A 25030-nucleotide genomic window follows, 5' to 3' on the forward strand; every position below is an offset into this window, starting at 1 on the left:
AGAGGGAGGGAGCGTGCTTTTAGTGCTGCAAGATCTTGTTGAGGAAGTGCTGGGTGCGTTCGGCACGGTGGCTGATGTCACCGAAGAACTCCTCTTTCGGGCAGTCCTCGATGATCTTGCCGGCGTCCATGAAGATCACGCGGTCGGCCACTTTGCGGGCGAAGCCCATTTCGTGGGTCACACACATCATGGTCATGCCTTCGTGGGCCAATTGCACCATCACGTCGAGCACTTCGTTGACCATCTCCGGGTCGAGTGCCGAGGTCGGTTCGTCGAAGAGCATGACGATAGGGTCCATCGCCAGCGCACGGGCAATCGCCACACGCTGTTGCTGGCCACCGGACAGTTGCCCAGGATGCTTGTGGGCGTGCGCCGAGAGACCGACGCGCTCCAGCAGTTGCAGGCCTTTCTTGGTGGCCTCTTCCTTGCTGCGGCCCAGCACCTTGATCTGCGCGATGGTCAGGTTTTCGGTGATGGTCAGGTGCGGGAAAAGCTCGAAATGCTGGAACACCATGCCGACGCGCGAACGCAACTTTGGCAGGTCGGTTTTCGGGTTGGCGATGGAGGTCCCATCGACCACGATGTCACCTTTCTGGAACGGCTCCAGGGCGTTGACGCACTTGATCAGGGTCGACTTGCCGGAACCTGACGGCCCGCACACCACGATCACTTCGCCTTTCTTGACCTCGGTGCTGCAATCGGTCAGCACCTGGAAGTCCCCATACCACTTGTTGATGTTCTTGATAGAGATCATACGGCGAACCTTTTTTGCAGACGCTTGACCAGCTGCGAGGCGGCAAAGCTGATGATGAAGTAAACGAGACCTGCGAAGATCAGGAACTCATTGGAGCGACCGATGATGTCGCCACTGGCGCGCGAAGCATTGAGGAAATCCACCAGGCCGACGGCGTAGACCAACGAGGTGTCCTGGAACAGGATGATGCTTTGCTGCAGCAACAGCGGGGTCATCTTGCGGAACGCCTGCGGCAGGATGATCAACCGCATCATCTGGCCGTAAGTCATGCCCAGCGCCTGCGCGGCACCCATCTGCCCCTTGGGAATCGACTGCACGCCGGCGCGCACGATTTCACAGAAGTAGGCGGCTTCGAACATCATGAAAGCCACGATGCACGAGGCGAATGCGCCGATCGGGGTGTCTTCGCCGGTGATCCAGCGCAGTACGAATGGCACCGCCAGGTAGAACCAGGTGATGACCAGCAGCAGCGGGATCGAACGGAAGTAGTTAACGTAGGCGCCAGCCAGGTTGGACAGCAGTTTGCTGTGGGACAGGCGCATCAGCGCGAGAACGGTGCCCAGGATGAGCCCGCCGATGACACCCATGATCATCAGTTTGAGGGTCATGACCATGCCGTTCCACAGGCCTGGAATTGCCGGGACGATGCCCGAGAAGTCGAATTCCATCATTTACCCCCTGCGGAAATCAGGCCTGGTACGGCGACTTTCTTCTCGACCATGCGCATCAGCAGCATCAGGCTCATGTTCAGGGTGAAGTAGATCAGCGTGGCCAGGGTGAACGCTTCGAACAGGTTGGCCGAGAACTCGGCGGTCTGCTTGGTCTGCGCGAGCAGCTCCATCAGGCCGATCAAGGATGCCACGGACGAGTTCTTGAAGACGTTGAGAAATTCCGACGTGAGCGGCGGAATGATGATCCGGTAGGCCTGGGGCAGCAGCACGTTCCAGTAGATCTGCGGCAGCTTGAAACCCATGGCGCGAGCGGCAGCTTCCTGGCCCTTGGGCAGCGCCTGGATACCGGTGCGCACCTGTTCGCAAACCCGCGCGGCGGTGAACAGACCCAGGCACACGATGACGCTGAGGAACGCCGAGGTCGTCGGGTTCAGGTCCTGTTTGTACCATTCCTGCAGGTCAGCCGGCAGCAAATCAGGCACCAGGAAGTACCAGATGAACAGCTGTACCAGCAAAGGCACGTTACGGAAAACTTCGACGTAGCAGGTGGCGATGCCCGATACGATGCGATTCGGTACGGTGCGCATGACGCCCAGGATCGAACCCAGTATCAGGGCGATGATCCAGGCCACGACGGCAATGGCGATGGTCCAGCCCAGACCGGAAATGAACCAGTCGAGATACGTCTCGCTGCCCACGCCGGTGGACTTGAAGAACACGCCCCAGTCCCAGTTGTAATTCATCAGGGTCTCCCCTCGGATTTTATCGATGTACTAATGCCCGCTTGGGGACGCTCCGTTCCCACCCCGACCTTGAAGGTCGGGCACACACGAGCGGCTCGACAAACCACCGGTTCGAGTGTTTCCAGATTGACGCCAGCAGGGAGTAGCTCCTGAAAGGACAATGGCCCTCTCAGGAGTTAAGGTTAGACAGAAATCAGGATTTCTTGTCGTCAGCCGCTTTATCGGTTGGGGTGGCGATCAAAGCCTTGAGCTCGTTGCTCATCGGGAATTGCAGGTTCACGCCTTTTGGCGGGACCGGCTGTAGGAACCACTTGTCGTAGATCTTGTTGATCTCGCCCGATGCGTAGGTAGCCTTGATGGCGTCATCCACGACCTTCTTGAATGGCTCGTCGCCCTTGCGCACCATGCAACCGTAGATTTCGTAGGATTGCGGCGTGCCGGTTACAGCCCAGTCAGCAGGCTTTTTGGCCTTGGCCATTTCGCCGGCCAGCAGCACGTCGTCCATCATGAAGGCGACGGCGCGGCCGCTTTCCAGCATCTGGAAGGACTCGCCGTGGTCTTTGGCGGAGATGACGTTCATACCCATCTGCTTGTCGGCGTTCATGGCCTTGAGGATGCGCTCGGACGTGGTGCCAGCGGTGGTGACGACGTTCTTGCCTTTGAGGTCGTCGAAATCCTTGTAGGCCGAATCTTTCTTGGACAGCAGGCGGGTGCCGACTTCGAAGATGCCTACGGAGAAATCAACCTGTTGCTGACGTTCGACGTTGTTGGTGGTGGAGCCGCATTCCAGGTCCACGGTGCCGTTCTGCACCAGCGGGATACGGGTTTGCGAGGTCACCAGGTTGTATTTGACTTGCAGGTTGGGCAGGTCCAGCTCTTTTTTCAGTGCATCAACGACTTTCAGCTGCAGGTCGTGGGAATAGCCGACCGGTTTGCCGGAAGCATCCACGATGTAGGAAAAAGGAATGGAAGCGTCACGGTGGCCGAGGGTAATCGTGCCGGATTCTTTGATCTTCTTCAGGGTGCCGGTGAGCTCGGCGGCGAAAACTGGAGTGCTGATCAGAGCGGCAGCGATGGCTGCGCCCAGGATATGGGGAACGATACGCATCAAATTGTCCTCGACATTGTTTTTTTTATGGAGCCGATCAGTCGGCCCTTTTGAGCTTCGAGCGTTTGCTGGCTTCCACGGTTGCGCGCAGCAAAGCATTCGTCGAAAAGTGTAGAGCATGAGTCGTGCCAGGCCAGGTCTCATGTAGTAGTTTGTTGATTTATAAGGATTATTAAATATTTCTGATGTTTTTTTGATATCAGATTATCCGGGAATCCGAATGGGCGGGCAGGTTGCGTTCGGAAAACCGAATGCGATTTCAGGCCTTTGGGCGCCCCTGTGGGAGCGGGGGAGGAATTGTGCGACAAAATGCAAAAAGCCCCTGAATCATCGATCCAGGGCTTCTGGGCCAGCCGGCCGCCAATCAGGCCGCTTCGATCTTGCGACGGCTCTGCTCCACCTTGCTCAGGTAATCCACCAGCGTCTGCTGTTCAGCCGCCGTGGTGAACAAGCCCAGCTTGCTGCGCCGCCACAGGATGTCCTGCGCGGTGGTCACCCACTCTTCGCTGCACAGGTAATCGACTTCGCGTGTGTAAAGACCGCCACCGATGTGCTCGCCGAGGTCCGCGAGATCCTGCACGCCTTCCAGCATGCGCCAGGTACGACTGCCGTAGGCAGTGGACCAGCGACGGGCGATTTCGGTCGGCACCCAGTCGTACTGGTCGCGAATCCGTGAGGCGAGGGCTTGCGGGGTGGTCATGTCTTCGCCGCCCGGCAGGGTTTCGGCGGCCGTCCAGCTGGGCTTGATGTGCGAGAAATACGGCGCCAGTTGGGCCAGGGCCGATTCGGCCAGTTTGCGGTAGGTGGTCAGCTTGCCGCCGAACACTGACAGCAACGGTGCCTCTTCGCCCGAGCCCGACAGCGCCAGGGTGTAGTCGCGGGTAACGGCTGACGGGTTGTCGGATTCGTCGTTGCACAGCGGGCGCACCCCGGAATAGCTGTGCAGGATGTCGTCGCGGCTGATCTGCTTCTTGAAGTGAGCGTTGACCACTTGCAGCAGATAATCGGTCTCACCGTCGGTGATCGCCACCTTGGCCGGGTCACCGGTGTACTCGCGGTCAGTCGTGCCGATCAGGGTGAACTCATTCAAGTAGGGAATGGTAAAGACGATGCGCTGATCTTCGTTCTGCAGAATGTGTGCATGATCGCCCTCGTACAGCTTTGGCACGATCAGGTGGCTGCCCTGAATCAGGCGGATGCCGTAGGGCGATTCCATCTTCAGGTCATCACGAATGAATTTGGCGACCCATGGGCCGGCAGCGTTTACCAAAGCCTTGCTACGAATCGAGAACAGGCTGCCGTCGGCACGCTCCAGATGCAGATGCCACAGGCCCTTGGTGCGACGGGCGCTGACGCAGCGTGTTTGCGTGTGAATATGTGCGCCTTTTTCGCGAGCTGCCATGGCGTTCAGTACCACGAGGCGGGCGTCGTCCACCCAGCAATCGGAGTACTCGAAACCCTTTGTGATTTCGCTTTTCAACGGACTGTCGGGGCCAAACTTGAGGCTGTTCGAGCCTTGCAGTTTTTCCCGTTTGCCGAGGTTGTCATAAAGGAAAAGGCCGGCGCGGATCATCCACGCCGGACGCAGGTGCGGACGGTGCGGCAGCACGAAACGCATCTGTTTGACGATGTGCGGCGCCTTGGCCAGCAACACTTCGCGTTCGGCGAGGGCTTCTCGCACCAGGCGGAATTCATAATGTTCGAGGTAGCGCAGGCCGCCGTGGATCAGCTTGCTGCTGGCCGACGAGGTGTGGCTGGCCAGGTCATCCTTTTCGCAAAGGAACACCGAAAGGCCGCGACCGGCAGCATCTGCTGCGATCCCCACGCCATTGATCCCGCCACCGATGACGGCAATGTCGTAGACCTCAGCGATAGGGGGCGTGGGCAAGGTAGAAGTGGGCATCGCATGGCCTCGGGCATTTTTTGATTTTCGATATTCGAACATAAATGTTCATTTGCGAAAATGGTAGCCCATAAAGAAGCGCGCAGCCAGTTAACTTCGATTGAAAAAACTGATCGAAAGGCGGGGAAAGGAAAATTTTCGAACATGTTGGCGCGCGTTTTAGCGCGAAAGATGTGTTGCCGGTGCCGGCATCATCGCGAGCAAGCTCGCTCCTACAGGGAACGATTCGTACACAGATTTTGTGTACACCTCCAATCCCCTGTAGGAGCGAGCTGGCTCGCGATGGGGCCGGAACAGGCTACAAAATACCTAAACCACTTCCAACCGAACCTTGTGCTGACTCAGCAACTGCGCCAGCGCTGGCACCGGCTGCTGGTCGGTCACCAGGCAATCGACCAGACTGATCGGCCCCAGGCGAATCATGGCGTTGCGCCCGAATTTGCTGGAGTCTGCGGCCAGGATCACCTGACGGGCATTGGCAATGATCGCCTGTGAAACGCGCACTTCCTGGTAGTCGAAGTCCAGCAGGCTGCCGTCTTCATCGATACCACTGATGCCCACCAGCGCGAAATCGACCTTGAACTGGTTGATGAAATCGACGCTGGCCTGACCGACCACCCCACCATCGCGCCGCACATTGCCGCCGGTCAGCAGAACGTCAAAATCGTCCTTGGCGCTGAGCATGGAAGCTACGTGCAGATTGTTGGTGATGATCTTCAGGTGGTTGTGGTTGAGCAACGCCCGTGCAATCGATTCGGTGGTGGTGCCAATATTGATGAACAACGAAGCGTGGTCGGGGATCTGCGCGGCAACGGCTTCGCCGATGCGCTGCTTTTCATCGCGCATCTGATCGGCGCGCATGGCGTAGGCGGTGTTTTCGACGCTGGAGTCATAGGCAGCGCCGCCGTGGTAGCGACGCAGCAGATTGGCTTCCGCGAGCTGGTTGATATCGCGGCGGATGGTCTGGGGCGTCACGACGAACAGCGAGGCCATTTCCTCGATGCTGACGTAGCCGCGTTCGCGAACCAGTTCGAGGATTTGCTGCTGGCGGGGAGGCAGATTCATGGGGCGTCCTTTGGGCTGCCGTGCAAAATTTGCCCATGATGCCGCAGGAATCTGCTCCCTGCCAGTTACATGCTGAAGCAGGAGACAGCTTGGCTTATTCAGCGCCTTCCTGTGGCTCCCAGTCGCGCGTGCGACTGACCGCTTTTTTCCAGCCGGCGTAGAGTTTTTCCTTGGCGACTTCGTCCAGCGTCGGTTCGAATTCGCGCTCGATCACCGCCTTGTCGCGCAATTCCTCAAGGCTGCCCCAGAAACCGCACGCCAACCCGGCCAGGTAAGCCGCGCCCAATGCTGTGGTCTCGCGCATTTTCGGACGCTCAACCTGAGTGCCGAGGATGTCGGCCTGGAACTGCATGAGGAAATTGTTCGCCACCGCGCCGCCGTCCACGCGCAGCGCTTTGAGGCGCTCGCCGGAATCCTGTTGCATGGCGTCGAGTACGTCGCGGGTCTGGTAGGCAATCGACTCCAGGGCGGCACGGATGATGTGGTCTACGCGTACACCGCGTGTCAGGCCGAACAGAGCGCCACGGGCGTATGGGTCCCAGTAGGGGGCACCAAGTCCGGTGAAGGCCGGGACCAGGTACACACCGTTGCTGTCCTTGACCTTGCTGGCGAAGTATTCGGTGTCGTGGGCATCGTTGATGATCTTCAGCTCATCGCGCAGCCACTGCACGGTCGAGCCGCCGTTGAACACCGCACCTTCCAGTGCATAGGCGACTTCGCCCCGCGGGCCGCAGGCGATGGTCGTCAGCATGCCGTGTTGGGATTTCACGGCCTTATTACCCGTGTTCATCAACAGGAAACAGCCGGTGCCGTAGGTGTTTTTCGCCTGGCCAGGCTCGACGCACATCTGGCCGAACAGAGCGGCCTGCTGGTCGCCGGCGATGCCGCCGATGGCGATACCGCTTTTGGTGTGGCCGTAGATTTCCGAGGAGGACTTCACCGGCGGCAGCATCTCACGCGGGATGTCCAGCAGCTCGAGCATCTTCGCATCCCACTCAAGGGTGTGGATGTTGAACAGCAGGGTGCGCGAGGCATTGGTGTAATCGGTGACGTGCACCTTGCCACCAGTAAATTTCCAGATCAGCCAGCTGTCGACGGTGCCGAACAGCAGCTCGCCGTTGCGCGCGCGTTCACGGCTGCCTTCGACGTTGTCGAGGATCCACTTCAGTTTGGTGCCGGAGAAATACGGGTCGGTCACCAGGCCAGTCGTTTCGCTGATGTACTGCTCGTGACCGTCACGCTTGAGCTGCTGGCAGATCTCGGTGCTGCGACGGCATTGCCAGACGATCGCGTTGTAGATCGGGCGGCCGGTGGTCTTGTCCCAGACCACCGTGGTTTCACGCTGATTGGTGATGCCGATGGCGGCGACCTGGTCGTGATGCAGGCCGGCTTGAGCCAGGGCTTCGACCATCACGGCGCTTTGGGTGGCGAAGATTTCCATCGGGTCGTGCTCGACCCAGCCCGCTTGCGGGTAATGCTGGGCGAATTCACGCTGGGCGGTGCAGACCACGTTCGCGTCACGGTCGAAAATGATGGCGCGAGAACTGGTCGTACCCTGATCGAGGGCAATGATGTAGTTCTTATTCTGAATGTCGGTCATGTCGATTGCCTTGGACGAGATAAAGGGGTGAGGTCAGGCGCATCGCGCCAACGGTATCAGGAAGTTCTTGGTTTGCCGTCAATGGCCGGTGTTGCAGGAGCAGGTTCGGTGGCTGGCAGATGGCGGGCGATCAGCCCGCGATAAGCCGCGGCACCGAGGCAGGCACCGACAATCGGTGCAAAAATCGGGATCAGGAAGTACGGGATCTCACGTGCGCCGGTAAGGGAAATTTCACCCCAGCCTGCGAAAAAAGTCATCAGCTTGGGGCCGAAATCCCGCGCCGGGTTCATCGCGAAGCCGGTCAGCGGGCCCATCGAGCTGCCGATCACCGCAATCAGCAGGCCGATCAGCAGCGGTGCCATGGGGCCGTTCGGTAAACCGTTGTTGTCGTCGGTCAGGGACATGATCACACCCATGAGGATCGCGGTGATGACCACTTCGACCAGGAACGCCTGTGCGGTGGAGAGCGCCGGGTTGGGGAAAGTGGAGAACACCGACGCCAGTTCGAGGCTGGCCTGGGTGCCGCGAACCATATGGTGGGTTTGTTCGTAATCGAAGAATAGATTGCTGTACAGCGTGTAAACCAACAAGGCGCCGCAGAAGGCGCCGGCCAATTGGGCCAGAATATAGGGCGGCAGTTTGCGCTTTTCGAAGTCGGTAAAAATACACAGCGCGATGCTGACGGCGGGGTTGAGGTGAGCCCCTGACACACCGGCCGTCAAATAGATCGCCATGCTGACGCCCACGCCCCAGATGATGCTGATTTCCCACAAGCCGAAGCTGGCACCCGCGACCTTGAGCGCGGCAACGCAACCGGTACCAAAAAAGATCAGCAGTGCAGTGCCCAGAAATTCCGCCAGGCATTGGCTGTAGAGTGACGGTTGTCGTAAAGCAGTTGTCATTGAAAACCTCTTTGTTTTTTTTCTCTGGCGCTCTTTTTTGATCTTGATCAAAGCGCGATTTTCACCGGGAGGGTCCCCACCCTGAGCCCCGGTTTACTGCTGGGTCCTGCGCTGTCGCGTTATACGGTATTCGTAAACGAAAAAATATAGACAAGGATCATGTCTGTCAAAGATCGAAAGTGAACCATTGGTCACATCCGAACTATTAGTCAGGTGAATGATCATTTTGTTTGTCATCCTTGATATGCACTGACGAACGGTGGGTTTATGTGTTGGGTCCTGTAAGCGCTGCCGTGATAGAGCCTTTTGCCAAACAATGACCTAGAATCGGACGCACTATTTTTCTCCGCTGCCCAGTCTGGAGCTGTCATGACCCCCGCATTGGATTTGTTGAAAAAGGTTCGTGCCGAACATCAGATACACAGTTACGAACATGATCCGAAGGCAGCGTCCTACGGACTCGAGGCGGCGGAAAAGCTCGGTCTGGCCCCGGCTCAGGTGTTCAAAACCTTGCTGGCGGCGAGCGAGAAAGGGGAGTTACTGGTGGCCGTGGTGCCGGTGGCCGGCAGTCTGGACTTGAAGGGCCTGGCACACGCGGCCAAGGTCAAGAAGGTGGAAATGGCTGACCCGGCGGCTGCGCAACGCTCCACCGGATATTTGCTGGGTGGCATCAGCCCTCTGGGGCAGAAAAAACGATTGCGCACATTCATCGATAATTCGGCCCTGCCTTTCGCCAGCATTTTTGTCAGTGCGGGGCGGCGTGGTCTGGAAGTTGAATTGGCACCAACGGTGCTGGCCGAACATACTCAGGCCACGTTCGCCGATATCGGCCGCGCCTGAATCAGGGAGAAGATATATGCAGCTTGAGTTTTACCAGGTCGATGCGTTCAGTGACCGTCCCTTCGGTGGCAACCCGGCGATGGTCTACCGGCTCGATGCCTGGCTCGCCGACGAGCTGATGCAGAAGATCGCGGGCGAGCACAACCTCGCCGAAACCGCTTTTGTGGTGCGTGAAGGGCAAAGCTGGCGCATTCGCTGGTTCACCCCGACCACCGAGGTGCCGTTATGCGGACATGCCACGCTGGCCAGCGCCTTTGTCTTGTTTGACATCTACAAGGAAACCGCAGAACGCCTGGATTTCATCTGCAAGTCCGGCCCGCTGAGCGTGAGTCGCGAAGGTGAACGCCTGTGGCTGGACTTCCCGGCCATCGAGACGTCGGAAGTGGGCGTGACCGTGGATGTCGAGCGCGCACTGGGTGTCGAGGCGGTTGATGTGCGAGGTTCCAATGAGCTGTTCGTGGTGCTGGAGTCCGAACAGGCCGTGCTCGATTGCCAGCCTGACATGGTCGCATTGGCCAAGTTGCCGTGGCTGGGCGCCATTGTCACTGCCAGGGGTGGCAAGCACGATTTCGTCTCGCGCTACTTTGCCCCGGCCATTGGCATCAATGAAGACCCGGTGACCGGCTCGACTCATTGCAGCCTGATCCCCTACTGGTCCAAGCGCCTGGGCAAATCGAGCCTGAGCGCCTATCAATGCTCGAAACGCGGCGGTGAATTGTTCTGCCGGCTGGAAGGGGACCGGGTGAAGATCGGCGGGAATGCGGCGCTGGTGGCCAGCGGCACCCTGATGCTGGGTTAGCCCCTCAAAGAACCTGTGGGAGCGAGCTTGCTCGCGATAGCGGTGTGTCAGTCATTACCTCTTGGCTGACACACCGCTATCGCGAGAAGGCTCGCTCCCACTATGGATTTTGTACAGTCGGGGGTGTGTTTCAGCCCGCAGTGCTGTACCGCCGCACACCTGATTCAACCATCGGAATCTGCGCGGCCGTGCTGCCGGACGCCTGGAACAGCACCAGATGATCAGCGGCGACCCGGATCCCGACATCCGCGCCGACCTGATGATCGACATGGCTAGGGAAAATCGATTCCAGCTGGGCGCCGGTCGGCAATTGCAGGCGGTACAGGGTGGAGGCACCCTGGAACGACTTGCCGACAATCCGCCCCTTCAATGCGCTGTCCGGTGCATAAATGATGTCGTCCGGACGCAGCAACACGTCCACGGCACCACCGGTGGGCCAGGTGTAGGCGCGGTTGCCGCGCAGTTCTCCAAGCTCGGTCTGCACCGAGTCCGGGCTGCTGAGCTGGCCACGAATGAAATAACCCTGGCCGATGAAGCTCGCGACGTAAGGCGTCTGCGGTTCGTGATAGAGGTTGTAGGGCGTATCCCACTGTTCCAGACGGCCCTCCTTGAACACGCCGATGTGATCGCTGACCGCGAAGGCTTCCTCCTGGTCGTGGGTCACCAGGATTGCACTGGTGCCACGGGCCTTCAGGATGTCGCGCACTTCGTGACTGAGCTTGCGTCGCAATTCGCCGTCGAGGTTGGAAAAGGGCTCGTCGAGCAACAGCAACTGCGGTTCCGGCGCTAGGGCACGGGCCAGGGCCACACGTTGTTGCTGGCCTCCGGACAGTTCGTGGGGGAAGCGTTTGCCGAGGTTCTTCAGGTTGACCAGTTCCAGCAGCTCTTCAGTGACCCGGTCTTTATGCGGATGCTTGCGAATACCGAAGGCGATGTTCTCGGCCACGCTCAAATGCGGAAACAGGGCGTAGTCCTGGAACACCATGCCGATCCGGCGTTTCTCCGGAGCCAGGGTGAACCCAGCGCTGGAGATCGTCTCGCCGGCCAGGCTGATTTCACCCTCGTGAACCGGTTCGAAGCCGGCAATTGCCCGAAGCGTCGTGGTTTTGCCGCAGCCCGAGGAGCCGAGCAGGCAACCGATGTCACCGGCATTCAAATGCAGGTTGAGGTTCTGCACCACACGCTGGTCTTGATAGCCGCAGGCGAGGTTGCGCAGGTTTAGCAGTAGTGGCTGGCTCATGCGTGGTGGTACGCCGGCTCGACGAGAAACTCGAGCAGGGCCTTTTGTGCGTGGAGACGGTTTTCTGCCTGATCCCAGGCCACGGAGCGCGGGTCATCGAGCAGGTCGAGGCTGATTTCCTCGCCACGGTGGGCGGGCAGGCAATGCATGAACAGCACGTCCTCGGCGGCCAGGTCCAGCAACGCACGATTGACCTGGAATGGCGCGAACAGCTTCAGGCGTTTGGCGGTTTCTTCTTCCTGACCCATGGAGGTCCAGACGTCGGTGCTCACCAGGTGGGCACCGCGCACGGCCTCCTGCGGGTCGCGGACGATGGTCACGCGATTGCCGGCCTTGGCAACGAATACAGGGTTGGGTTCGTAGCCTTCCGGGCAGGCAACGCGCAACTGGAAGTCGAACTGGATCGCCGCTTCTATATAGCTGTTGCACATATTGTTGCCGTCACCGATCCAGGCGACGGTCTTGCCCTGGATCGGGCCGCGATGCTCCAGGAAGGTTTGCATGTCGGCCAGCAATTGGCAGGGGTGCAGATCGTCGGACAGGCCGTTGATGACCGGTACGCGCGAGTTGGCGGCAAACTCGGTCAGGGTGCTGTGAGCGAAAGTACGGATCATCACCGCGTCGAGCATGCTCGACATGACGATGGCGGCGTCGCCGATCGGCTCGCCACGACCCAGTTGGGTATCGCGCGGCGACAGGAAGATCGCCTGGCCGCCGAGCTGGATCATGCCGGCTTCGAACGAAATACGGGTGCGGGTCGAGGACTTCTCGAAAATCATCCCGAGCACGCGGTTTTTCAGTGGCTCGAACAGTACGCCGCGGTTACGCAGGTCTTTGAGCTCCACGCCTCGACGGATCACGCTGACCAGTTCGTCGGGCGTGCAGTCCATCAGGGAGAGAAAGTGCCTAGCGCTCATCATTAACTACCTTTTTGCAACAGACCGCAGATACTCAAAGCCTTGTTTTTCGGAACAACGGGCGAGACCTGCGGCGTAAGCCGCACGGGGCGACGAAATAGGGAAGGCGCGATCTTGACATTAAATGTCGCGTTTTTCCAATAGGCTACGGTGTTGGCGGATTTCAGAGGGGCTACGGGGAGACCGCGATAGCGCGTTTGAAGTTTTATTCCTGACAGCAGCCCGTCATTTGTACACCGGGCTCGCGGGGCTTGGCAATCAAGCGGGGCGGGGATGGAGCGATGGCGGTCGGTTTCCGAGCCGGTGCCAGTCGTCGTTAATGGCAATGTGCTGCGTCTGAAACACTTGCTAATGGAATGGGCTGGGTTATAACTAAGTCACAATTGATGCAGGAAGCTTCTTGAATGGATTCGAAAGAACAGCAACTCATGGAATTGCTTGGCTTGACCGCCCGCGCATTGACACACCTCACAGCCTCGGTGACATCGATGTCCTTCGAGCTGATGCGCAGCCAGGACGAGGTGACCAAGGCTGCCGGTCGACGCATGATCGATCGCATGGCTACCATCAGCACAGGGCTCGATGAGCACTGGCGCATCATTGGCGAGCTTACCGGCGTCCACCTCGCCCACGAGCAGATCGAAACCATTCAGGAAATCCAGATGCAGGCGCCGTCGAGGTTGCCTTCCAACTGATGGCTGGTGGCAATCGGCTGGGCTGATGGGGGGCGATTCACAAGACAGACGTCGCTGGCGCCGCGCTTGTGCGGGGGGCATAGTTTTGATCCCGCGGCCGAAAGTGCCGGCCCCCGTACAAAAAAGAGACTGGCCATGACCAAGACTCTCCATCACCGTGCCTGCCACCTGTGTGAAGCCATCTGCGGCCTGACCATCGAGACCACCGAAGCCGACGGCAACGTGCAAATCACCTCGATCAAGGGCGATGCCCAGGATACCTTCAGTCGTGGGCACATTTGCCCCAAGGCTGTGGCGCTCCAGGACATCCAGAACGATCCGGATCGCCTGCATCAGCCGATGCTGCGGGTTGGCAACGATTGGCAACCCATCGAGTGGGAGGACGCCTTCAAGCTGGTTGCCGAACGTCTGGTCGGGATCCAGGCACGCCACGGGCAGAATGCGGTGGCGGTGTATCAGGGCAACCCGAGCGTTCACAACTACGGGCTGATGACCCACAGTAATTACTTCCTGGGCTTGCTGAAAACCCGCAACCGGTTTTCCGCCACCTCCGTTGACCAGTTGCCACACCACCTGACCAGCCACCTGATGTACGGCCATGGCTTGCTGTTGCCGATCCCGGACATCGACCACACCGATTTCATGTTGATCCTGGGCGGCAATCCGCTGGCCTCCAACGGCAGCATCATGACTGTACCGGATGTGGAAAAGCGTCTGAAGGCGATCCAGGCCCGGGGTGGCAAAGTGGTGGTTGTCGATCCGCGTCGCAGTGAAACGGCGGCGATTGCCGATCAGCATTTGTTTGTACGTCCGGGGGGCGATGCGGCACTGTTGTTCGGCTTGCTCAATACCCTTTTTACCGAAGGTCTGACCCGTGAAAGCCATTTGCCGGTGGACGGCCTGGATCAAGTTCGTGAAGCCATCGCAGGTTTCAATGCCGAGGCCATGAGCCCGCTGTGTGCGGTCCCTGCCGAGCAGATCCGGCAACTGGCACGAGACTTCGCCGCGGCACCGACCGCGGTCTGTTATGGCCGTATGGGCGTTTCGACCCAGGCGTTCGGCACCCTCTGCCATTGGCTGGTCCAACTGATCAACCTGGTGACGGGCAACCTCGATCGCGTGGGCGGCGCGTTGTGCACCGAGCCCGCTGTGGATCTGGTGGCCACCACCTCGGGCGGACATTTCAACCTGTGGCAGAGTCGCGTTTCCGGGCGCCCGGAATACGCGGGCGAGTTGCCGGTGTCGGCCATGGCCGAAGAGATGCTCACGGGTGGGGAGGGGCAGGTGCGGGCATTAATCACCGTGGCCGGCAACCCGGTATTGTCGACGCCCAATGGCCGGAAACTAGAGCAGGCGCTGGACGGGCTGGAGTTCATGGTCAGTGTTGACTTGTACATTAACGAAACCACGCGTTACGCCGACCTGATCCTGCCGTCGACATCGGCCCTGGAAAACGATCACTACGACACTACGTTCAACCTGTTTGCGGTGCGTAACGTTACGCGCTTCAACCGCGCCATCCTGGCCAAGCCGGAAGGTGCGTTGCACGACTGGGAGATTTTCGTCGGGCTGGCCAAGGCCTTCGCCGAGAAGACCGGCAAGGAACTCAAACCGACAATGCCGCCGGCGAAAATGATCGACATGGGGTTGCGGATGGGCGCCTACGGCGATGCCTCGGAGCACAAGTTGTCACTGGCTACGCTTTTGGATCATCCGCACGGCATCGACCTGGGCGCCCTGAAGTCCAACCTGGCGAAGCGGTTGAAAACGGCCGGACAACGCATCCAGGCGGCTCCCGAAGTGATGCTTGCCGACCTGGCTCGCTTCGCCACGTTGCAGGCGCCGGCAGTCGATCAGTTGTTGATGATCGGGCGTCGTCATGTGCGCAGCAATAATTCCTGGATGCACAATTACCACCGGCTGGTGAAAGGCAAACCCCGTCATCAGTTGCTCATGCATCCGGATGATCTGGCCAGCCGCGGGCTCAGTGATGGGCAGCGGGTGCGAGTCAGCTCCCGTGTGGGTGTGATTGAAGTGGAAGTACTGGGCAGCCTGGAAATGATGAAAGGCGTGGTCAGCCTGCCTCATGGTTGGGGGCATGCGCGGCCCGGCGTGCAGATGACCATTGCCAGCAGCCAGCCAGGTTCCAGTGCCAATGACCTGACGGATGAATGTCAGCTCGACGAACTGTCGGGTAATGCGGCGTTGAATGGCGTGCCGGTCACGGTGGCAGCGGCTTGAGCGGGTCTGTCGGGGAGACCGAGCATCACGACGGGGTTTCCGTTACAATGCGCCACCGTGCCGACCCCTGAGTCGGAAAGTTCAGTCGAGGTGCTTCATGGATATCATCGAAACGATTAAAGAGCAGATTGCGAACAACACCGTTCTGCTTTACATGAAAGGCTCGCCGAATGCCCCGCAGTGCGGCTTCTCCGCAAAAGCTGCGCAGGCCGTAATGGCGTGTGGTGAGAAGTTTGCGTACGTGGATATCCTGCAGAACCCGGAGATCCGTGCCAACCTGCCAAAATACGCCAACTGGCCGACTTTCCCGCAACTGTGGGTGGCGGGTGAGCTGGTCGGCGGTAGCGATATCATGACCGAGATGGCTGCAGACGGTTCGCTGCAAACCACCATCAAGTCGGCTGTTGAAGCGGCTGCTGCGAAGGCGTGATTGCCGCTAGCGCAGGCACAAAAAGCCCTGCCTCTTGAGAGAGCGGGGCTTTTTTATGCGCAGATCCCCTGTAGGAGCGAGCTTGCTCGCGATGGAGATCAACTAAAACACGGGTCATCAGACTATCCGCGTTGTCTGGTCCACCATCGCGAGCATGCTCGCTCCTACAGGGTGGGGTATCGCACATACAAAAATGCCCCGCGTCTGAGAGAGCGCGGGGCTTTTTTGGCGTCGGAAATATTACTCGTCGTCGCCCATCTGCGATTGCAGGTAGTTCTCAAGACCGATCTTGTCGATCAGGCCCAGTTGGGTTTCCAGCCAATCGATGTGTTCTTCTTCGGACTCAAGAATGTCCTCGAGCAGTTCACGGCTGCCGAAATCGCCAACGGTTTCGCAATGGGCGATCGCGACTTTCAGGTCCGCATGACCGGTCTTCTCGATGCGCAGGTCGCACTCAAGCATTTCCTTGGTGTGCTCGCCGATGTGCAGCTTGCCCAGATCCTGCACGTTTGGCAGGCCTTCCAGAAACAGGATGCGCTTGATCAGCTTGTCCGCGTGTTTCATCTCATCGATGGACTCGTGGTATTCATGCTTGCCCAGCTTGTTCAGGCCCCAATCTTCATACATGCGGGCATGCAGGAAATATTGATTGATCGCGACCAGCTCATTGGCAAGGATCTTGTTGAGATGCTGGATGACTGTAATGTCGCCTTTCATGATGGGGTCCTGCCCTATGTTAGCTGTCTATGAGGCAGAGTTTGAGCCGCATACTTAGGGGTGTCAAACCTAAGTTATTGAATAATAAATGAAAATTAATCGGAATAAGAATGTTTGTGTTCCGCGTCTAGCGCGTAACCAGTTGATTTTCAGGCATAAAAAAACCGGACATTAAGTCCGGTTCTTTAAAAGGGGTATTCACGCAGCATTAAATTCTACCGGGAAAGGAATCGCGGCCTGGGCAGTTTGTACTTGGGTCAGGGTATCGCGCACCACTTCCTTGGCGAGGCAGGCGCACTTACCGCATTGGCTGGCTACGCCGGTAGCCTGACGGACTTCCTTATAGCTGCAGCATCCTTCATAGATTGCATCGCGGATTTGACCGTCGGTAACGCCAGTGCAGAGGCAGACATACATAAGTAAAAACCGTCGCTGGTTGTGGCTCAATTGCGATGGATCTTAATGTTAACGAGAATGATTGTCAAAGTGGTTTCTGACAGCTTTGCCCGATATAGCAACAAGACTGACGAACGGTTTTTTGCAGCCATCTGCCATTAGCCCTTTTGGGCGGCCATTCGGCGCTCTGGTGAAAATCCGTTGAGGACAGCATAAAAACGCAGTGTATGATGACCGGTCCTTATGAAGGGGTGGGTGTCACAGGGCTGTCGCCTGAGGGTGACAGGCTGGCGCAAACCCGGGAACTTCACGTTTTTACACCAGGAGATATTCAATGAGCGTACTCGTAGGCAAGCAAGCCCCTGACTTCACCGTACCGGCCGTTCTGGGCAATGGCGAAATCGTCGACAGCTTCACCCTGTCGTCGGCCATCAAAGGCAAATACGGCCTGGTGTTCTTCTATCCGCTGGACTTCACCTTCGTATGCCCGTCCGAGCTGATCGCTCTGGACAATCGCATGGCTGATTTCAAGGCGCGCAACGTTGAAGTGATCGCCGTTTCGATCGACTCGCACTTCACCCATAACGCCTGGCGCAACACCCCGGTCAACAACGGCGGTATCGGCGAAGTCCGTTACACCATGGCTGCCGACATGAAGCACGAAATCGCCAAGGCCTACGACGTTGAGTCCGAAGGCGGCGTGGCTTTCCGTGGCGCGTTCCTGATCGACGACAAGGGTGTCGTTCGTTCGCAGATCATCAACGACCTGCCGCTGGGCCGTAACATGGAAGAGCTGATTCGTCTGGTCGACGCTCTGCAATTCCACGAAGAGCACGGTGAAGTCTGCCCTGCGAACTGGAAGAAAGGCGACAAAGGCATGAACGCTTCGCCAGAAGGCGTTGCGGCTTACCTGACCGAGCACGCAGCTGCCCTGTAAGGCGCGTTCGAGGCACAAAAAAACCGGCCATCATGGCCGGTTTTTTTATGGGCAGGGTCGCGACTCATCAGTCGTCGAAATCTTCCCACCCGCCCATCTGTTTCCAGCGATTGACGATGCCGCAGAACAGTTCGGCCGTCTTCTCGGTGTCGTAGCGAGCCGAGTGGGCCTCGCGACCATCGAAGTCGATATCGGCTGCCTGACAGGCCTTCGCCAGTACCGTTTGCCCGTAGGCCAAGCCAGCCAGGGTAGCAGTGTCGAAGCTGGAGAAGGGGTGAAACGGGTTGCGCTTCATGTCCAGGCGTGCGACGGCGGCATTCAGGAAGCCCAGGTCGAAGCTGCTGTTGTGGCCGACCAGAATCGCCCGCTTGCAGCCGTTGGCCTTCAGCGCCTTGCGTATCCCACGGAAGATGTCGTTCAGGGCTGTCTCTTCACTCACAGCCATGCGCAACGGGTGATCGAGCTTGATCCCGGTGAACTCCAGGGCCGCTGCTTCGATGTTCGCGCCTTCGAAAGGCTCGACGCGGAAGAAGTACGTGTGATCAGGGTAAACGAAGCCCTTTTCATCCATGGCGATGGTGGTCGCCGCGATTTCCAGCAGGGCGTCGGTGGCCGAGTTGAAACCACCGGTTTCTACGTCGACGACCACGGGCAGGTAACCACGGAACCTGGCAGCCATCGGATGGCGTGAACCACCTGCGCTCGAACCGTCCTGTTCGTCGTCGAAATGGTCTTCACTCACGCGTGTTCCTCCAGCAGGCGCCAGCGCAGTTTTTCACCGGCGCGCAGCGGGATAACGGTCAGCTCGCCAAATGGCAGGCTGGTTGGTGCGGTCCACTCGTCGCGAACCAGGGTGATGCGATCAGTATTCACGGGCAGGCCATAGAAGCGCGGGCCATTGAGGCTGGCGAAAGCTTCGAGCCTGGCCAGCGCGTTGCGCTGTTCGAACGCTTCGGCATACAACTCGATCGCGGCATAAGCGGTGTAGCAACCGGCGCAACCGCAGGCGGCTTCCTTGGCATGCTGGGCATGCGGTGCCGAGTCAGTGCCGAGGAAGAACTTTTCGCTGCCGCTGGTGGCGGCGTCGAGCAGGGCTTCCTGGTGGGTATTGCGCTTGAGGATCGGCAGGCAATAAAAGTGCGGCCGAATCCCGCCAACCAGCATGTGGTTGCGGTTGTACAACAAGTGATGAGCGGTAATGGTCGCGCCGACGTTGGCCGAGGCCTCGTTGACGAACTGCACGGCATCGCCAGTCGTGATGTGCTCGAACACCACCTTGAGTGTCGGGAAACGCTCCACCACACGACGCATGTGCTCGTCGATGAAGATTTTCTCGCGGTCGAACACGTCGACATCGCCACGGGTGACTTCACCGTGAATCAGCAAAGGCATACCGACTTCGGCCATGGCCTCGAGCGCAGGGAAGATTTTGTCGATGCTGGTGACGCCAGAGTCCGAGTTGGTGGTCGCACCGGCCGGGTACAATTTGGCGGCATGCACGAAACCGCTGGCCTTGGCCTGACGAATTTCTTCGGGCTGGGTGCGGTCGGTGAGGTACAGCACCATCAGCGGTTCAAAACGGCTACCGGCCGGACGTGCAGCGAGAATGCGCTGGCGATAACCATCGGCTTCAGCGGCGTTGCGCACCGGCGGTACCAGGTTGGGCATGATGATGGCGCGACCAAAGGTGCGCGCGACATCCGCAACAGTATTGGTCAACACGGCACCATCGCGAAGATGTATATGCCAGTCGTCGGGACGCAGCAGGGTCAGGCGGTCGGACATGAGGGGATTCCAGGCGGGGCAAACTCTGGGGAATGCTACCGGAAAAGACTCTCTCAGGCACCCGCTATCAAGTTTTGCGACAAGCTACCGATATCCAACAGGTATGCCGTAAATATGTATCGGTCTTTTGTTGTAGAAGCCAATGGAGCCTCCCGTGCGCCAGCGTTATTTAGCCTTGCTCAGTGTGTTTGCCAGCCTTCCCGCGATGGCGCTCACTTTCCAGACCCGTCTGGAGAGCATCGAGTGGACGGTCGAAGGGGACAAATTCGAGTGTCGCCTGACTCAACCGATTACCGATTTCGGTTCGGGTGAGTTCGTGCGCCGCGCTGGGGAGCAGGCGACGTTTCGTCTGAAAGCCTACAACTCGATGGTCGGTGGCGGTTCGGCGACCTTGTTGGCGGCGGCCGCACCGTGGCAGCCGGGGCGGGGCGACATCAATCTCGGCTCGGTCAGGATTGGCAGTGGCAACGTTCTGTTCAACAGCTCCCAAGTTCAGGCCGGCCGTCTGATCAGTGGTTTGATGGACGGACGCAGCCCGGTCGTCCGGCATTTCTCCGGCGATGGCCGCGTCTCGGAAGTTCGCCTGCTGCCCGTCAAGTTCAGCAAGGCGTTCAACGATTATCAGGGTTGCGTGGCGAAGCTGCTGCCCAAAAACTTCGAACAGGTCAAACAATCGCAAATCGGCTTCCCGGGCGAGGGTATGGAACTCGATACGCAGGCCAAGGCGCAGTTGCAGGTGATGCTGGACTTCATGAAGGCCGATCCTACGGTTAACCACATCGAGCTCGACGGTCACTCGGACAACAGCGGCAATCGCCTGGCCAATCGTGAGCTGTCGCGTCGCCGGGCGCTGGCGGTCATGGAGTATTTCAAGGCCAACGGGGTGCAGGAATCGCAGATAACCGTGCGTTTCCATGGCGAGCGTTATCCGCTGGTCCCCAACACCTCGTCCGCCAACCGGGCGAAGAACCGCCGGGTGAATGTCCACCTCGCTCGCGTCGCCCCCGTCGAGACGCCGACGCCCCAGACCACGGCATCGGCGAGCGCAGCGAAGACTTCCTGAGCCGCGACTGTTCGTCGCGCGCTCGACATAATCTGTCGCTTCGTCGTCATAAGCTGTCGCGCCACTGTAAATTATTCTGCATGACCGGTAGACTTGACGGCTTTCCGTAAACCCCGTGGAGTGATGGCATGGCGGACGTAAACAAGGTCGTTCTGGCGTATTCCGGCGGCCTGGACACTTCGGTGATCCTCAAGTGGCTGCAGGATACTTATAACTGTGAAGTGGTGACCTTTACCGCTGACCTGGGTCAGGGTGAAGAGGTCGAACCTGCTCGCGCCAAGGCGCAGGCCATGGGCGTAAAAGAAATCTACATCGACGATCTGCGCGAAGAGTTCGTGCGAGATTTCGTGTTCCCGATGTTCCGCGCCAACACTGTTTACGAAGGCGAGTACCTGCTGGGTACTTCCATCGCTCGTCCGTTGATCGCCAAACGCCTGATCGAAATCGCCAACGAAACCGGCGCTGACGCCATTTCCCACGGCGCCACCGGCAAGGGTAACGACCAGGTTCGTTTCGAGCTCGGCGCCTACGCCCTGAAGCCCGGTGTGAAAGTGATTGCACCTTGGCGTGAATGGGACCTGCTGTCCCGTGAAAAGCTGATGGATTACGCGGAAAAGCACGCGATCCCGATCGAGCGCCACGGCAAGAAAAAATCCCCGTACTCGATGGATGCCAACCTGCTGCACATCTCCTATGAAGGCGGCGTGCTGGAAGACACCTGGACCGAGCACGAAGAAGACATGTGGCGTTGGACCGTGTCGCCAGAGAAGGCCCCCGACAAGGCGCAATACCTGGAACTGACCTACCGCAATGGCGACATCGTGGCATTGGACGGCGTCGAAATGACCCCGGCCACCGTGCTGGCGACCCTGAACCGTATCGGTGGTGAACACGGCATCGGTCGTCTCGACATCGTCGAAAACCGTTACGTGGGCATGAAGTCCCGTGGCTGCTACGAAACCCCTGGCGGCACCATCATGCTGCGCGCCCACCGTGCGATCGAATCGATCACCCTGGACCGCGAAGTGGCTCACCTCAAGGATGAGCTGATGCCTAAATACGCCAGCCTGATCTACACCGGCTACTGGTGGAGCCCTGAGCGTCTGATGCTGCAACAGATGATCGACGCGTCCCAGGTCAACGTGAACGGCGTCGTGCGCCTGAAGCTCTACAAGGGCAATGTGATCGTCACTGGCCGCAAGTCCGACGACTCGTTGTTCGACGCCAATATCGCGACCTTCGAGGAAGATGGCGGCGCCTACAACCAGGCTGACGCGGCGGGCTTCATCAAGCTCAACGCCTTGCGCATGCGGATCGCAGCCAATAAGGGTCGCAAGTTGTTCTGAGGCGCGTGACCTGGAATTTGTGGCCTTGTGTTCGACAAGGCCACAAATTTGAGAATAGGATTTTTCTTTCGGACATTGCGACGTATCGTTTTTAAGAACAACTCCCTCCTTCTTCCTCCTCCCTGTCGCTAGAAAGCGACTGGCCGTTGTGCGCCCGATGTGCCAGTTTGATCAATGAGCGTTACGGTGTGGGAACTCAAGTTGTAAACGACGCAAAATGGCGAGCTGCTGCGTTTCTTCACCTGCCTGAAAAAATCGACAGCGCTTTCTTTAAACAGGCTCTGCGATTCGGCCGTGATGAGGAACACGACGATGTGTGCCGAATCTGATTTGGCGATCCTGCCCAGAAGCTCGCGCCACTGTGTCCTCCCGTTTATGCACCGAGCATCGACGATGTGCAAACCCTTCACCCGGGCAGGCAACTCGATGTGATGCGACGTTGAAGATTTTGTCAGCGTAAGGTCTGGCGGCCCCCTTTGCTGTATCCGGACGTTCGGTCGTGTCCAGGGCATCGATGAAGTGTTCTCCCTTCTCGTAATCGGACGGCGCATATAACGATCGATAGTTGAAGTTCAAGGTGGCGAAAAACAGCATTAACAAGTAAAACGGAAAGCTGATCAGAAACCAGATATAGACTTCTCGTTCCTTATGGTCGAGGAAAGGGAGAGAGAGGCTGCCGATGTTTCAGACAGTGTTGCGAATATGGCGATTACTGTCATGGGGTTGGTGATTTTTTGTTTTAGATTCATCATGTATTGTACTCATGGAAGTTTATCTTTGCTCGTTGGGTTGGTTAATTATGTTTTGCCGGTCTTCATATTAGCGGTGAAGTTTAGATTGTCCTATAACCCTATTTTAATTCGTCCGTGTTATTGAAAATCATTTGGTAAGCATTCGTGTGGATGAAAAGCGATGCGGTTCACTTCAATTTTCGCTCGCCCGGTGATCATCCAGCTTAGCTCACCGTCAGCGGGTGTTGCAGCACGAAGGGGATTGTGACGGAATTATGTTTTTTATTAGATTGATACATATTTTTCTTAAGGTGGATCGGCGTAAGGCAAGTAAAGTTTGCATCACTCAGTTTTTGCAGATTTCCTGTAAGAAAAATCCGTGTTGTTTGTAGGGAATGTCTCTCGCTGCCCGTGGCTGGGGGGGCGGCATGCCATGGGCGAAACGACTAGGCTATTGTGCGGGCTCTAAAAATTCGAACAGCGAAAATTGGACCTGCCCATGAATAAAGTGCTGATCGTGGATGATCACCCCGTCATTCGGCTTGCGGTACGTATGCTAATGGAGCGTCATGGCTATGAAGTCGTTGCCGAAACAGACAATGGCGTGGATGCATTGCAACTGGCGCGTGAACATATGCCGGACATTGTTATTCTGGATATAGGAATACCGAAACTCGATGGACTGGAAGTCATCGCGCGCCTGGTTTCGGCGGCCATGCCAATGAAAGTGTTGATATTGACTTCCCAGGCCCCGGGGCATTTTTCGATGCGTTGCATGCAGTCTGGGGCAGCCGGATATGTTTGCAAACAACAGGACCTTACTGAGTTGCTCAGTGCAATAAAAGCGGTACTGTCGGGCTACAGTTATTTTCCCAACCAGGCGTTGCACACTGTGCGCTCCAGTCTGGGGAACGCCAGTGAAGCCGATATGGTCGATCGTTTGTCTGGTCGAGAAATGATGGTGTTGCAACAATTGGCTCGCGGCAAGACCAATAAGGAAATTGCTGACGGAATGTTTCTCAGCAATAAAACCGTCAGCACTTATAAAACTCGCCTGTTATTGAAACTCAACGCGCGGTCCCTGGTGGACTTGATTGAGCTGGCGCAACGCAATGGACTGGTGTGATTGCGCTCGTGGCGGGGCGAGCGACTCCACTGTGTCACACACAAAGAAAAGCCTCCGTTCAGGGAGGCTTTCAGGTGTTATAGATCAAAATCATAATCTGCCAATTGCTTTTGCAGTCGGCGCTCCTCCAGCAAGTTGTCGATCGTGCGGCGTTTGCTCAGGTTGGTCTTCGCCACTTCCACCACCGGCTCTGCGTCATCGGCTTCAACGGCTGTGAAGTCCTCTTCTACGTCCAATTGCTCTTTACCAGTGCTCATTAGGTTAGCTCCAGGCTAAGACTGCCTTTGGCGCTCCTTATATCGACAAACTCATTCCGGGTAAAAAAGATTTTTTCAATCGATCAATAAGCAAACCTAATAGCAACTCAATCGTCCGACGTCTTGTGCTTGTATTCGCACAGGTCCTCGATGCGGCAGCTGCCACAGCGGGGTTTGCGGGCCAGGCAGACGTAACGCCCGTGAAGGATCAGCCAGTGATGGGAATCGAGCAGATATTCTTTTGGCACAAACTTCATCAGCTTGTTTTCCACCTCGACGACATTCTTGCCGGGCGCAATGCCGGTACGGTTGCTGACGCGAAAAATGTGTGTATCCACGGCCATGGTCAGTTGGCGGAACGCCGTATTGAGTACAACGTTGGCGGTCTTTCGGCCGACGCCGGGCAGTGCTTCCAGTTCTTCGCGAGTCTGCGGGACTTCGCCGCCATGGCGTTCCATCAGCAGTCGGCAGGTCTCGATGACATTTTTTGCCTTGCTGTTGAACAGGCCGATAGTCTTGATGTATTCCGACAGTCCCTCCACCCCCAGCGCATGAATGGCCGCCGGGGTATTGGCCACCGGATACAGCTTGGCCGTTGCCTTGTTCACACCGACATCCGTCGATTGCGCCGAGAGAATGACCGAGATCAGCAATTCGAACGGCGTGGAGTAGGCCAGTTCGGTCTTGGGTTCGGGGTTGTCTTCATGCAGCCTGCGGAAAATTTCCAGACGTTTTGCAGCATTCATGGGCAGTGAGTTTCCTCG

General features: G+C 57.9%; 25 protein-coding genes and 1 pseudogene. 9 read left to right on the plus strand and 17 right to left on the minus strand.

Translation table 11 applies throughout. The features are described from left to right. Positions 1-19: 19 nt before the first annotated feature. From AB4N33_RS27290 to AB4N33_RS27325, 8 genes are all read right to left on the minus strand, one after another. Positions 20-754 carry an amino acid ABC transporter ATP-binding protein gene (locus AB4N33_RS27290; protein WP_460121303.1) on the minus strand — a complete coding sequence of 245 codons (735 nt, stop codon included), beginning with the start codon at positions 752-754 and terminating at the stop codon, positions 20-22. Continuing rightward, complete coding sequence (locus AB4N33_RS27295) at positions 751-1422, minus strand: amino acid ABC transporter permease (protein ID WP_460121305.1); 672 nt, start codon at positions 1420-1422, stop codon at positions 751-753. The genes AB4N33_RS27290 and AB4N33_RS27295 overlap by 4 nt, the downstream gene beginning before the upstream one ends. Then, positions 1422-2168, minus strand: coding sequence for an amino acid ABC transporter permease (locus tag AB4N33_RS27300; RefSeq protein ID WP_460121307.1), 747 nt, complete (start codon positions 2166-2168; stop codon positions 1422-1424). The genes AB4N33_RS27295 and AB4N33_RS27300 overlap by 1 nt, the downstream gene beginning before the upstream one ends. 193 nt (positions 2169-2361) lie before the next feature. After that, positions 2362-3276, minus strand: a complete 915-nt coding sequence (locus AB4N33_RS27305) for a glutamate/aspartate ABC transporter substrate-binding protein (RefSeq protein WP_460121309.1) — start codon at positions 3274-3276, stop codon at positions 2362-2364. Between the two features lie 364 nt (positions 3277-3640). Then, a complete protein-coding gene (glpD, locus tag AB4N33_RS27310) occupies positions 3641-5179 on the minus strand; it encodes a glycerol-3-phosphate dehydrogenase (RefSeq protein ID WP_460121311.1) in 1539 nt (512 codons plus the stop codon). Positions 5180-5488: 309 nt separating this feature from the next. Continuing rightward, on the minus strand, positions 5489-6244 hold the full coding sequence (locus tag AB4N33_RS27315; RefSeq protein WP_460121313.1) for a DeoR/GlpR family transcriptional regulator: 756 nt from the start codon (positions 6242-6244) through the stop codon (positions 5489-5491). Positions 6245-6338: 94 nt separating this feature from the next. Next, positions 6339-7844, minus strand: a complete 1506-nt coding sequence (gene glpK, locus AB4N33_RS27320; RefSeq protein WP_460140969.1) for a glycerol kinase GlpK — start codon at positions 7842-7844, stop codon at positions 6339-6341. A gap of 56 nt (positions 7845-7900) precedes the next feature. Next, positions 7901-8746, minus strand: a complete 846-nt coding sequence (locus AB4N33_RS27325; RefSeq protein WP_460140970.1) for an MIP/aquaporin family protein — start codon at positions 8744-8746, stop codon at positions 7901-7903. A 369-nt stretch (positions 8747-9115) separates the two neighbouring features. Between AB4N33_RS27325 and ybaK the strand changes: the two genes are divergently transcribed. Both ybaK and AB4N33_RS27335 read left to right on the plus strand, forming a co-directional pair. Beyond that, on the plus strand, positions 9116-9586 hold the full coding sequence (ybaK, locus tag AB4N33_RS27330; protein WP_460121319.1) for a Cys-tRNA(Pro) deacylase: 471 nt from the start codon (positions 9116-9118) through the stop codon (positions 9584-9586). 16 nt (positions 9587-9602) lie between these two features. Then, positions 9603-10385 carry a PhzF family phenazine biosynthesis protein gene (locus tag AB4N33_RS27335; protein WP_460121321.1) on the plus strand — a complete coding sequence of 261 codons (783 nt, stop codon included), beginning with the start codon at positions 9603-9605 and terminating at the stop codon, positions 10383-10385. Positions 10386-10515: 130 nt separating this feature from the next. Here the strand turns inward: AB4N33_RS27335 and AB4N33_RS27340 are convergent, their stop codons facing one another. Both AB4N33_RS27340 and argF read right to left on the minus strand, forming a co-directional pair. Beyond that, entirely contained in the window at positions 10516-11625 is a 1110-nt protein-coding gene (locus AB4N33_RS27340; protein ID WP_460121323.1) for an ABC transporter ATP-binding protein, read from the minus strand. Next, complete coding sequence (gene argF / locus AB4N33_RS27345; RefSeq protein ID WP_460121325.1) at positions 11622-12542, minus strand: ornithine carbamoyltransferase; 921 nt, start codon at positions 12540-12542, stop codon at positions 11622-11624. The genes AB4N33_RS27340 and argF overlap by 4 nt, the downstream gene beginning before the upstream one ends. Positions 12543-12946: 404 nt before the next feature. On the opposite strand from argF, the gene AB4N33_RS27350 reads away from it, so the two are divergent. The 3 genes from AB4N33_RS27350 to grxD all read left to right on the plus strand — a co-directional run bounded on the left by AB4N33_RS27350 (position 12947) and on the right by grxD (position 15908). Continuing rightward, entirely contained in the window at positions 12947-13237 is a 291-nt protein-coding gene (locus AB4N33_RS27350; protein WP_460121327.1) for a hypothetical protein, read from the plus strand. A 135-nt stretch (positions 13238-13372) separates the two neighbouring features. After that, on the plus strand, positions 13373-15478 hold the full coding sequence (locus tag AB4N33_RS27355; RefSeq protein WP_476458629.1) for a molybdopterin oxidoreductase family protein: 2106 nt from the start codon (positions 13373-13375) through the stop codon (positions 15476-15478). A gap of 97 nt (positions 15479-15575) precedes the next feature. Next, a complete protein-coding gene (gene grxD / locus AB4N33_RS27360; protein WP_192305341.1) occupies positions 15576-15908 on the plus strand; it encodes a Grx4 family monothiol glutaredoxin in 333 nt (110 codons plus the stop codon). A 240-nt stretch (positions 15909-16148) separates the two neighbouring features. Here grxD and bfr read toward each other — a convergent pair whose 3' ends face one another. Then, the gene (gene bfr / locus AB4N33_RS27365) at positions 16149-16625 is read right to left on the minus strand and encodes a bacterioferritin (protein WP_460121331.1); all 477 of its coding nucleotides are present in this window, start codon (positions 16623-16625) and stop codon (positions 16149-16151) included. Between the two features lie 198 nt (positions 16626-16823). Then, positions 16824-17042 (minus strand): bacterioferritin-associated ferredoxin, encoded by a 219-nt coding sequence (locus tag AB4N33_RS27370; RefSeq protein ID WP_460121333.1) that lies wholly within the window; start codon positions 17040-17042, stop codon positions 16824-16826. Positions 17043-17355: 313 nt separating this feature from the next. Between AB4N33_RS27370 and AB4N33_RS27375 the strand changes: the two genes are divergently transcribed. Next, on the plus strand, positions 17356-17958 hold the full coding sequence (locus AB4N33_RS27375; RefSeq protein ID WP_460121334.1) for a peroxiredoxin: 603 nt from the start codon (positions 17356-17358) through the stop codon (positions 17956-17958). Between the two features lie 67 nt (positions 17959-18025). Here the strand turns inward: AB4N33_RS27375 and rnt are convergent, their stop codons facing one another. Further along, positions 18026-18700, minus strand: coding sequence for a ribonuclease T (rnt, locus tag AB4N33_RS27380; protein ID WP_460121336.1), 675 nt, complete (start codon positions 18698-18700; stop codon positions 18026-18028). Next, the gene (gene pyrC / locus AB4N33_RS27385; protein WP_460121338.1) at positions 18697-19743 is read right to left on the minus strand and encodes a dihydroorotase; all 1047 of its coding nucleotides are present in this window, start codon (positions 19741-19743) and stop codon (positions 18697-18699) included. The genes rnt and pyrC overlap by 4 nt, the downstream gene beginning before the upstream one ends. 154 nt (positions 19744-19897) lie before the next feature. Between pyrC and AB4N33_RS27390 the strand changes: the two genes are divergently transcribed. Together AB4N33_RS27390 and AB4N33_RS27395 are read left to right on the plus strand one after the other, a co-directional pair. Next, positions 19898-20806: a flagellar protein MotY gene (locus AB4N33_RS27390; protein WP_476458630.1), complete on the plus strand. Its 909-nt coding sequence runs from the start codon at positions 19898-19900 to the stop codon at positions 20804-20806. A gap of 128 nt (positions 20807-20934) precedes the next feature. Further along, positions 20935-22152 (plus strand): argininosuccinate synthase, encoded by a 1218-nt coding sequence (locus tag AB4N33_RS27395; RefSeq protein ID WP_460121342.1) that lies wholly within the window; start codon positions 20935-20937, stop codon positions 22150-22152. Between the two features lie 128 nt (positions 22153-22280). On the opposite strand, the pseudogene AB4N33_RS27400 reads toward AB4N33_RS27395, so the two are convergent. Continuing rightward, positions 22281-22904, minus strand: a pseudogene (locus tag AB4N33_RS27400) (hypothetical protein). 478 nt (positions 22905-23382) lie between these two features. On the opposite strand from AB4N33_RS27400, the gene AB4N33_RS27405 reads away from it, so the two are divergent. Further along, positions 23383-24009, plus strand: coding sequence for a response regulator transcription factor (locus tag AB4N33_RS27405; protein ID WP_150709826.1), 627 nt, complete (start codon positions 23383-23385; stop codon positions 24007-24009). A gap of 77 nt (positions 24010-24086) precedes the next feature. Here AB4N33_RS27405 and AB4N33_RS27410 read toward each other — a convergent pair whose 3' ends face one another. Both AB4N33_RS27410 and nth read right to left on the minus strand, forming a co-directional pair. Continuing rightward, complete coding sequence (locus AB4N33_RS27410; RefSeq protein ID WP_460121347.1) at positions 24087-24266, minus strand: PA3496 family putative envelope integrity protein; 180 nt, start codon at positions 24264-24266, stop codon at positions 24087-24089. A 107-nt stretch (positions 24267-24373) separates the two neighbouring features. After that, positions 24374-25012: an endonuclease III gene (gene nth, locus AB4N33_RS27415; protein WP_476458631.1), complete on the minus strand. Its 639-nt coding sequence runs from the start codon at positions 25010-25012 to the stop codon at positions 24374-24376. Positions 25013-25030 lie beyond the last annotated feature (18 nt).

It is taken from the genome of Pseudomonas sp. S1_E05 (assembly GCF_056337105.1).

What these genes read in the sequence shown, in the direction of transcription:
- AB4N33_RS27290 (WP_460121303.1), bottom strand. Translation starts at nt 754, where the DNA reads ATGATCTCTATCAAGAACATCAACAAGTGGTATGGGGACTTCCAGGTG.
- AB4N33_RS27295 (WP_460121305.1), bottom strand. Translation starts at nt 1,422, where the DNA reads ATGGAATTCGACTTCTCGGGCATCGTCCCGGCAATTCCAGGCCTGTGG.
- AB4N33_RS27300 (WP_460121307.1), bottom strand. Translation starts at nt 2,168, where the DNA reads ATGAATTACAACTGGGACTGGGGCGTGTTCTTCAAGTCCACCGGCGTG.
- AB4N33_RS27305 (WP_460121309.1), bottom strand. Translation starts at nt 3,276, where the DNA reads ATGCGTATCGTTCCCCATATCCTGGGCGCAGCCATCGCTGCCGCTCTG.
- glpD (WP_460121311.1), bottom strand. Translation starts at nt 5,179, where the DNA reads ATGCCCACTTCTACCTTGCCCACGCCCCCTATCGCTGAGGTCTACGAC.
- AB4N33_RS27315 (WP_460121313.1), bottom strand. Translation starts at nt 6,244, where the DNA reads ATGAATCTGCCTCCCCGCCAGCAGCAAATCCTCGAACTGGTTCGCGAA.
- glpK (WP_460140969.1), bottom strand. Translation starts at nt 7,844, where the DNA reads ATGACCGACATTCAGAATAAGAACTACATCATTGCCCTCGATCAGGGT.
- AB4N33_RS27325 (WP_460140970.1), bottom strand. Translation starts at nt 8,746, where the DNA reads ATGACAACTGCTTTACGACAACCGTCACTCTACAGCCAATGCCTGGCG.
- ybaK (WP_460121319.1), top strand. Translation starts at nt 9,116, where the DNA reads ATGACCCCCGCATTGGATTTGTTGAAAAAGGTTCGTGCCGAACATCAG.
- AB4N33_RS27335 (WP_460121321.1), top strand. Translation starts at nt 9,603, where the DNA reads ATGCAGCTTGAGTTTTACCAGGTCGATGCGTTCAGTGACCGTCCCTTC.
- AB4N33_RS27340 (WP_460121323.1), bottom strand. Translation starts at nt 11,625, where the DNA reads ATGAGCCAGCCACTACTGCTAAACCTGCGCAACCTCGCCTGCGGCTAT.
- argF (WP_460121325.1), bottom strand. Translation starts at nt 12,542, where the DNA reads ATGAGCGCTAGGCACTTTCTCTCCCTGATGGACTGCACGCCCGACGAA.
- AB4N33_RS27350 (WP_460121327.1), top strand. Translation starts at nt 12,947, where the DNA reads ATGGATTCGAAAGAACAGCAACTCATGGAATTGCTTGGCTTGACCGCC.
- AB4N33_RS27355 (WP_476458629.1), top strand. Translation starts at nt 13,373, where the DNA reads ATGACCAAGACTCTCCATCACCGTGCCTGCCACCTGTGTGAAGCCATC.
- grxD (WP_192305341.1), top strand. Translation starts at nt 15,576, where the DNA reads ATGGATATCATCGAAACGATTAAAGAGCAGATTGCGAACAACACCGTT.
- bfr (WP_460121331.1), bottom strand. Translation starts at nt 16,625, where the DNA reads ATGAAAGGCGACATTACAGTCATCCAGCATCTCAACAAGATCCTTGCC.
- AB4N33_RS27370 (WP_460121333.1), bottom strand. Translation starts at nt 17,042, where the DNA reads ATGTATGTCTGCCTCTGCACTGGCGTTACCGACGGTCAAATCCGCGAT.
- AB4N33_RS27375 (WP_460121334.1), top strand. Translation starts at nt 17,356, where the DNA reads ATGAGCGTACTCGTAGGCAAGCAAGCCCCTGACTTCACCGTACCGGCC.
- pyrC (WP_460121338.1), bottom strand. Translation starts at nt 19,743, where the DNA reads ATGTCCGACCGCCTGACCCTGCTGCGTCCCGACGACTGGCATATACAT.
- AB4N33_RS27395 (WP_460121342.1), top strand. Translation starts at nt 20,935, where the DNA reads ATGGCGGACGTAAACAAGGTCGTTCTGGCGTATTCCGGCGGCCTGGAC.
- AB4N33_RS27405 (WP_150709826.1), top strand. Translation starts at nt 23,383, where the DNA reads ATGAATAAAGTGCTGATCGTGGATGATCACCCCGTCATTCGGCTTGCG.
- AB4N33_RS27410 (WP_460121347.1), bottom strand. Translation starts at nt 24,266, where the DNA reads ATGAGCACTGGTAAAGAGCAATTGGACGTAGAAGAGGACTTCACAGCC.
- nth (WP_476458631.1), bottom strand. Translation starts at nt 25,012, where the DNA reads ATGAATGCTGCAAAACGTCTGGAAATTTTCCGCAGGCTGCATGAAGAC.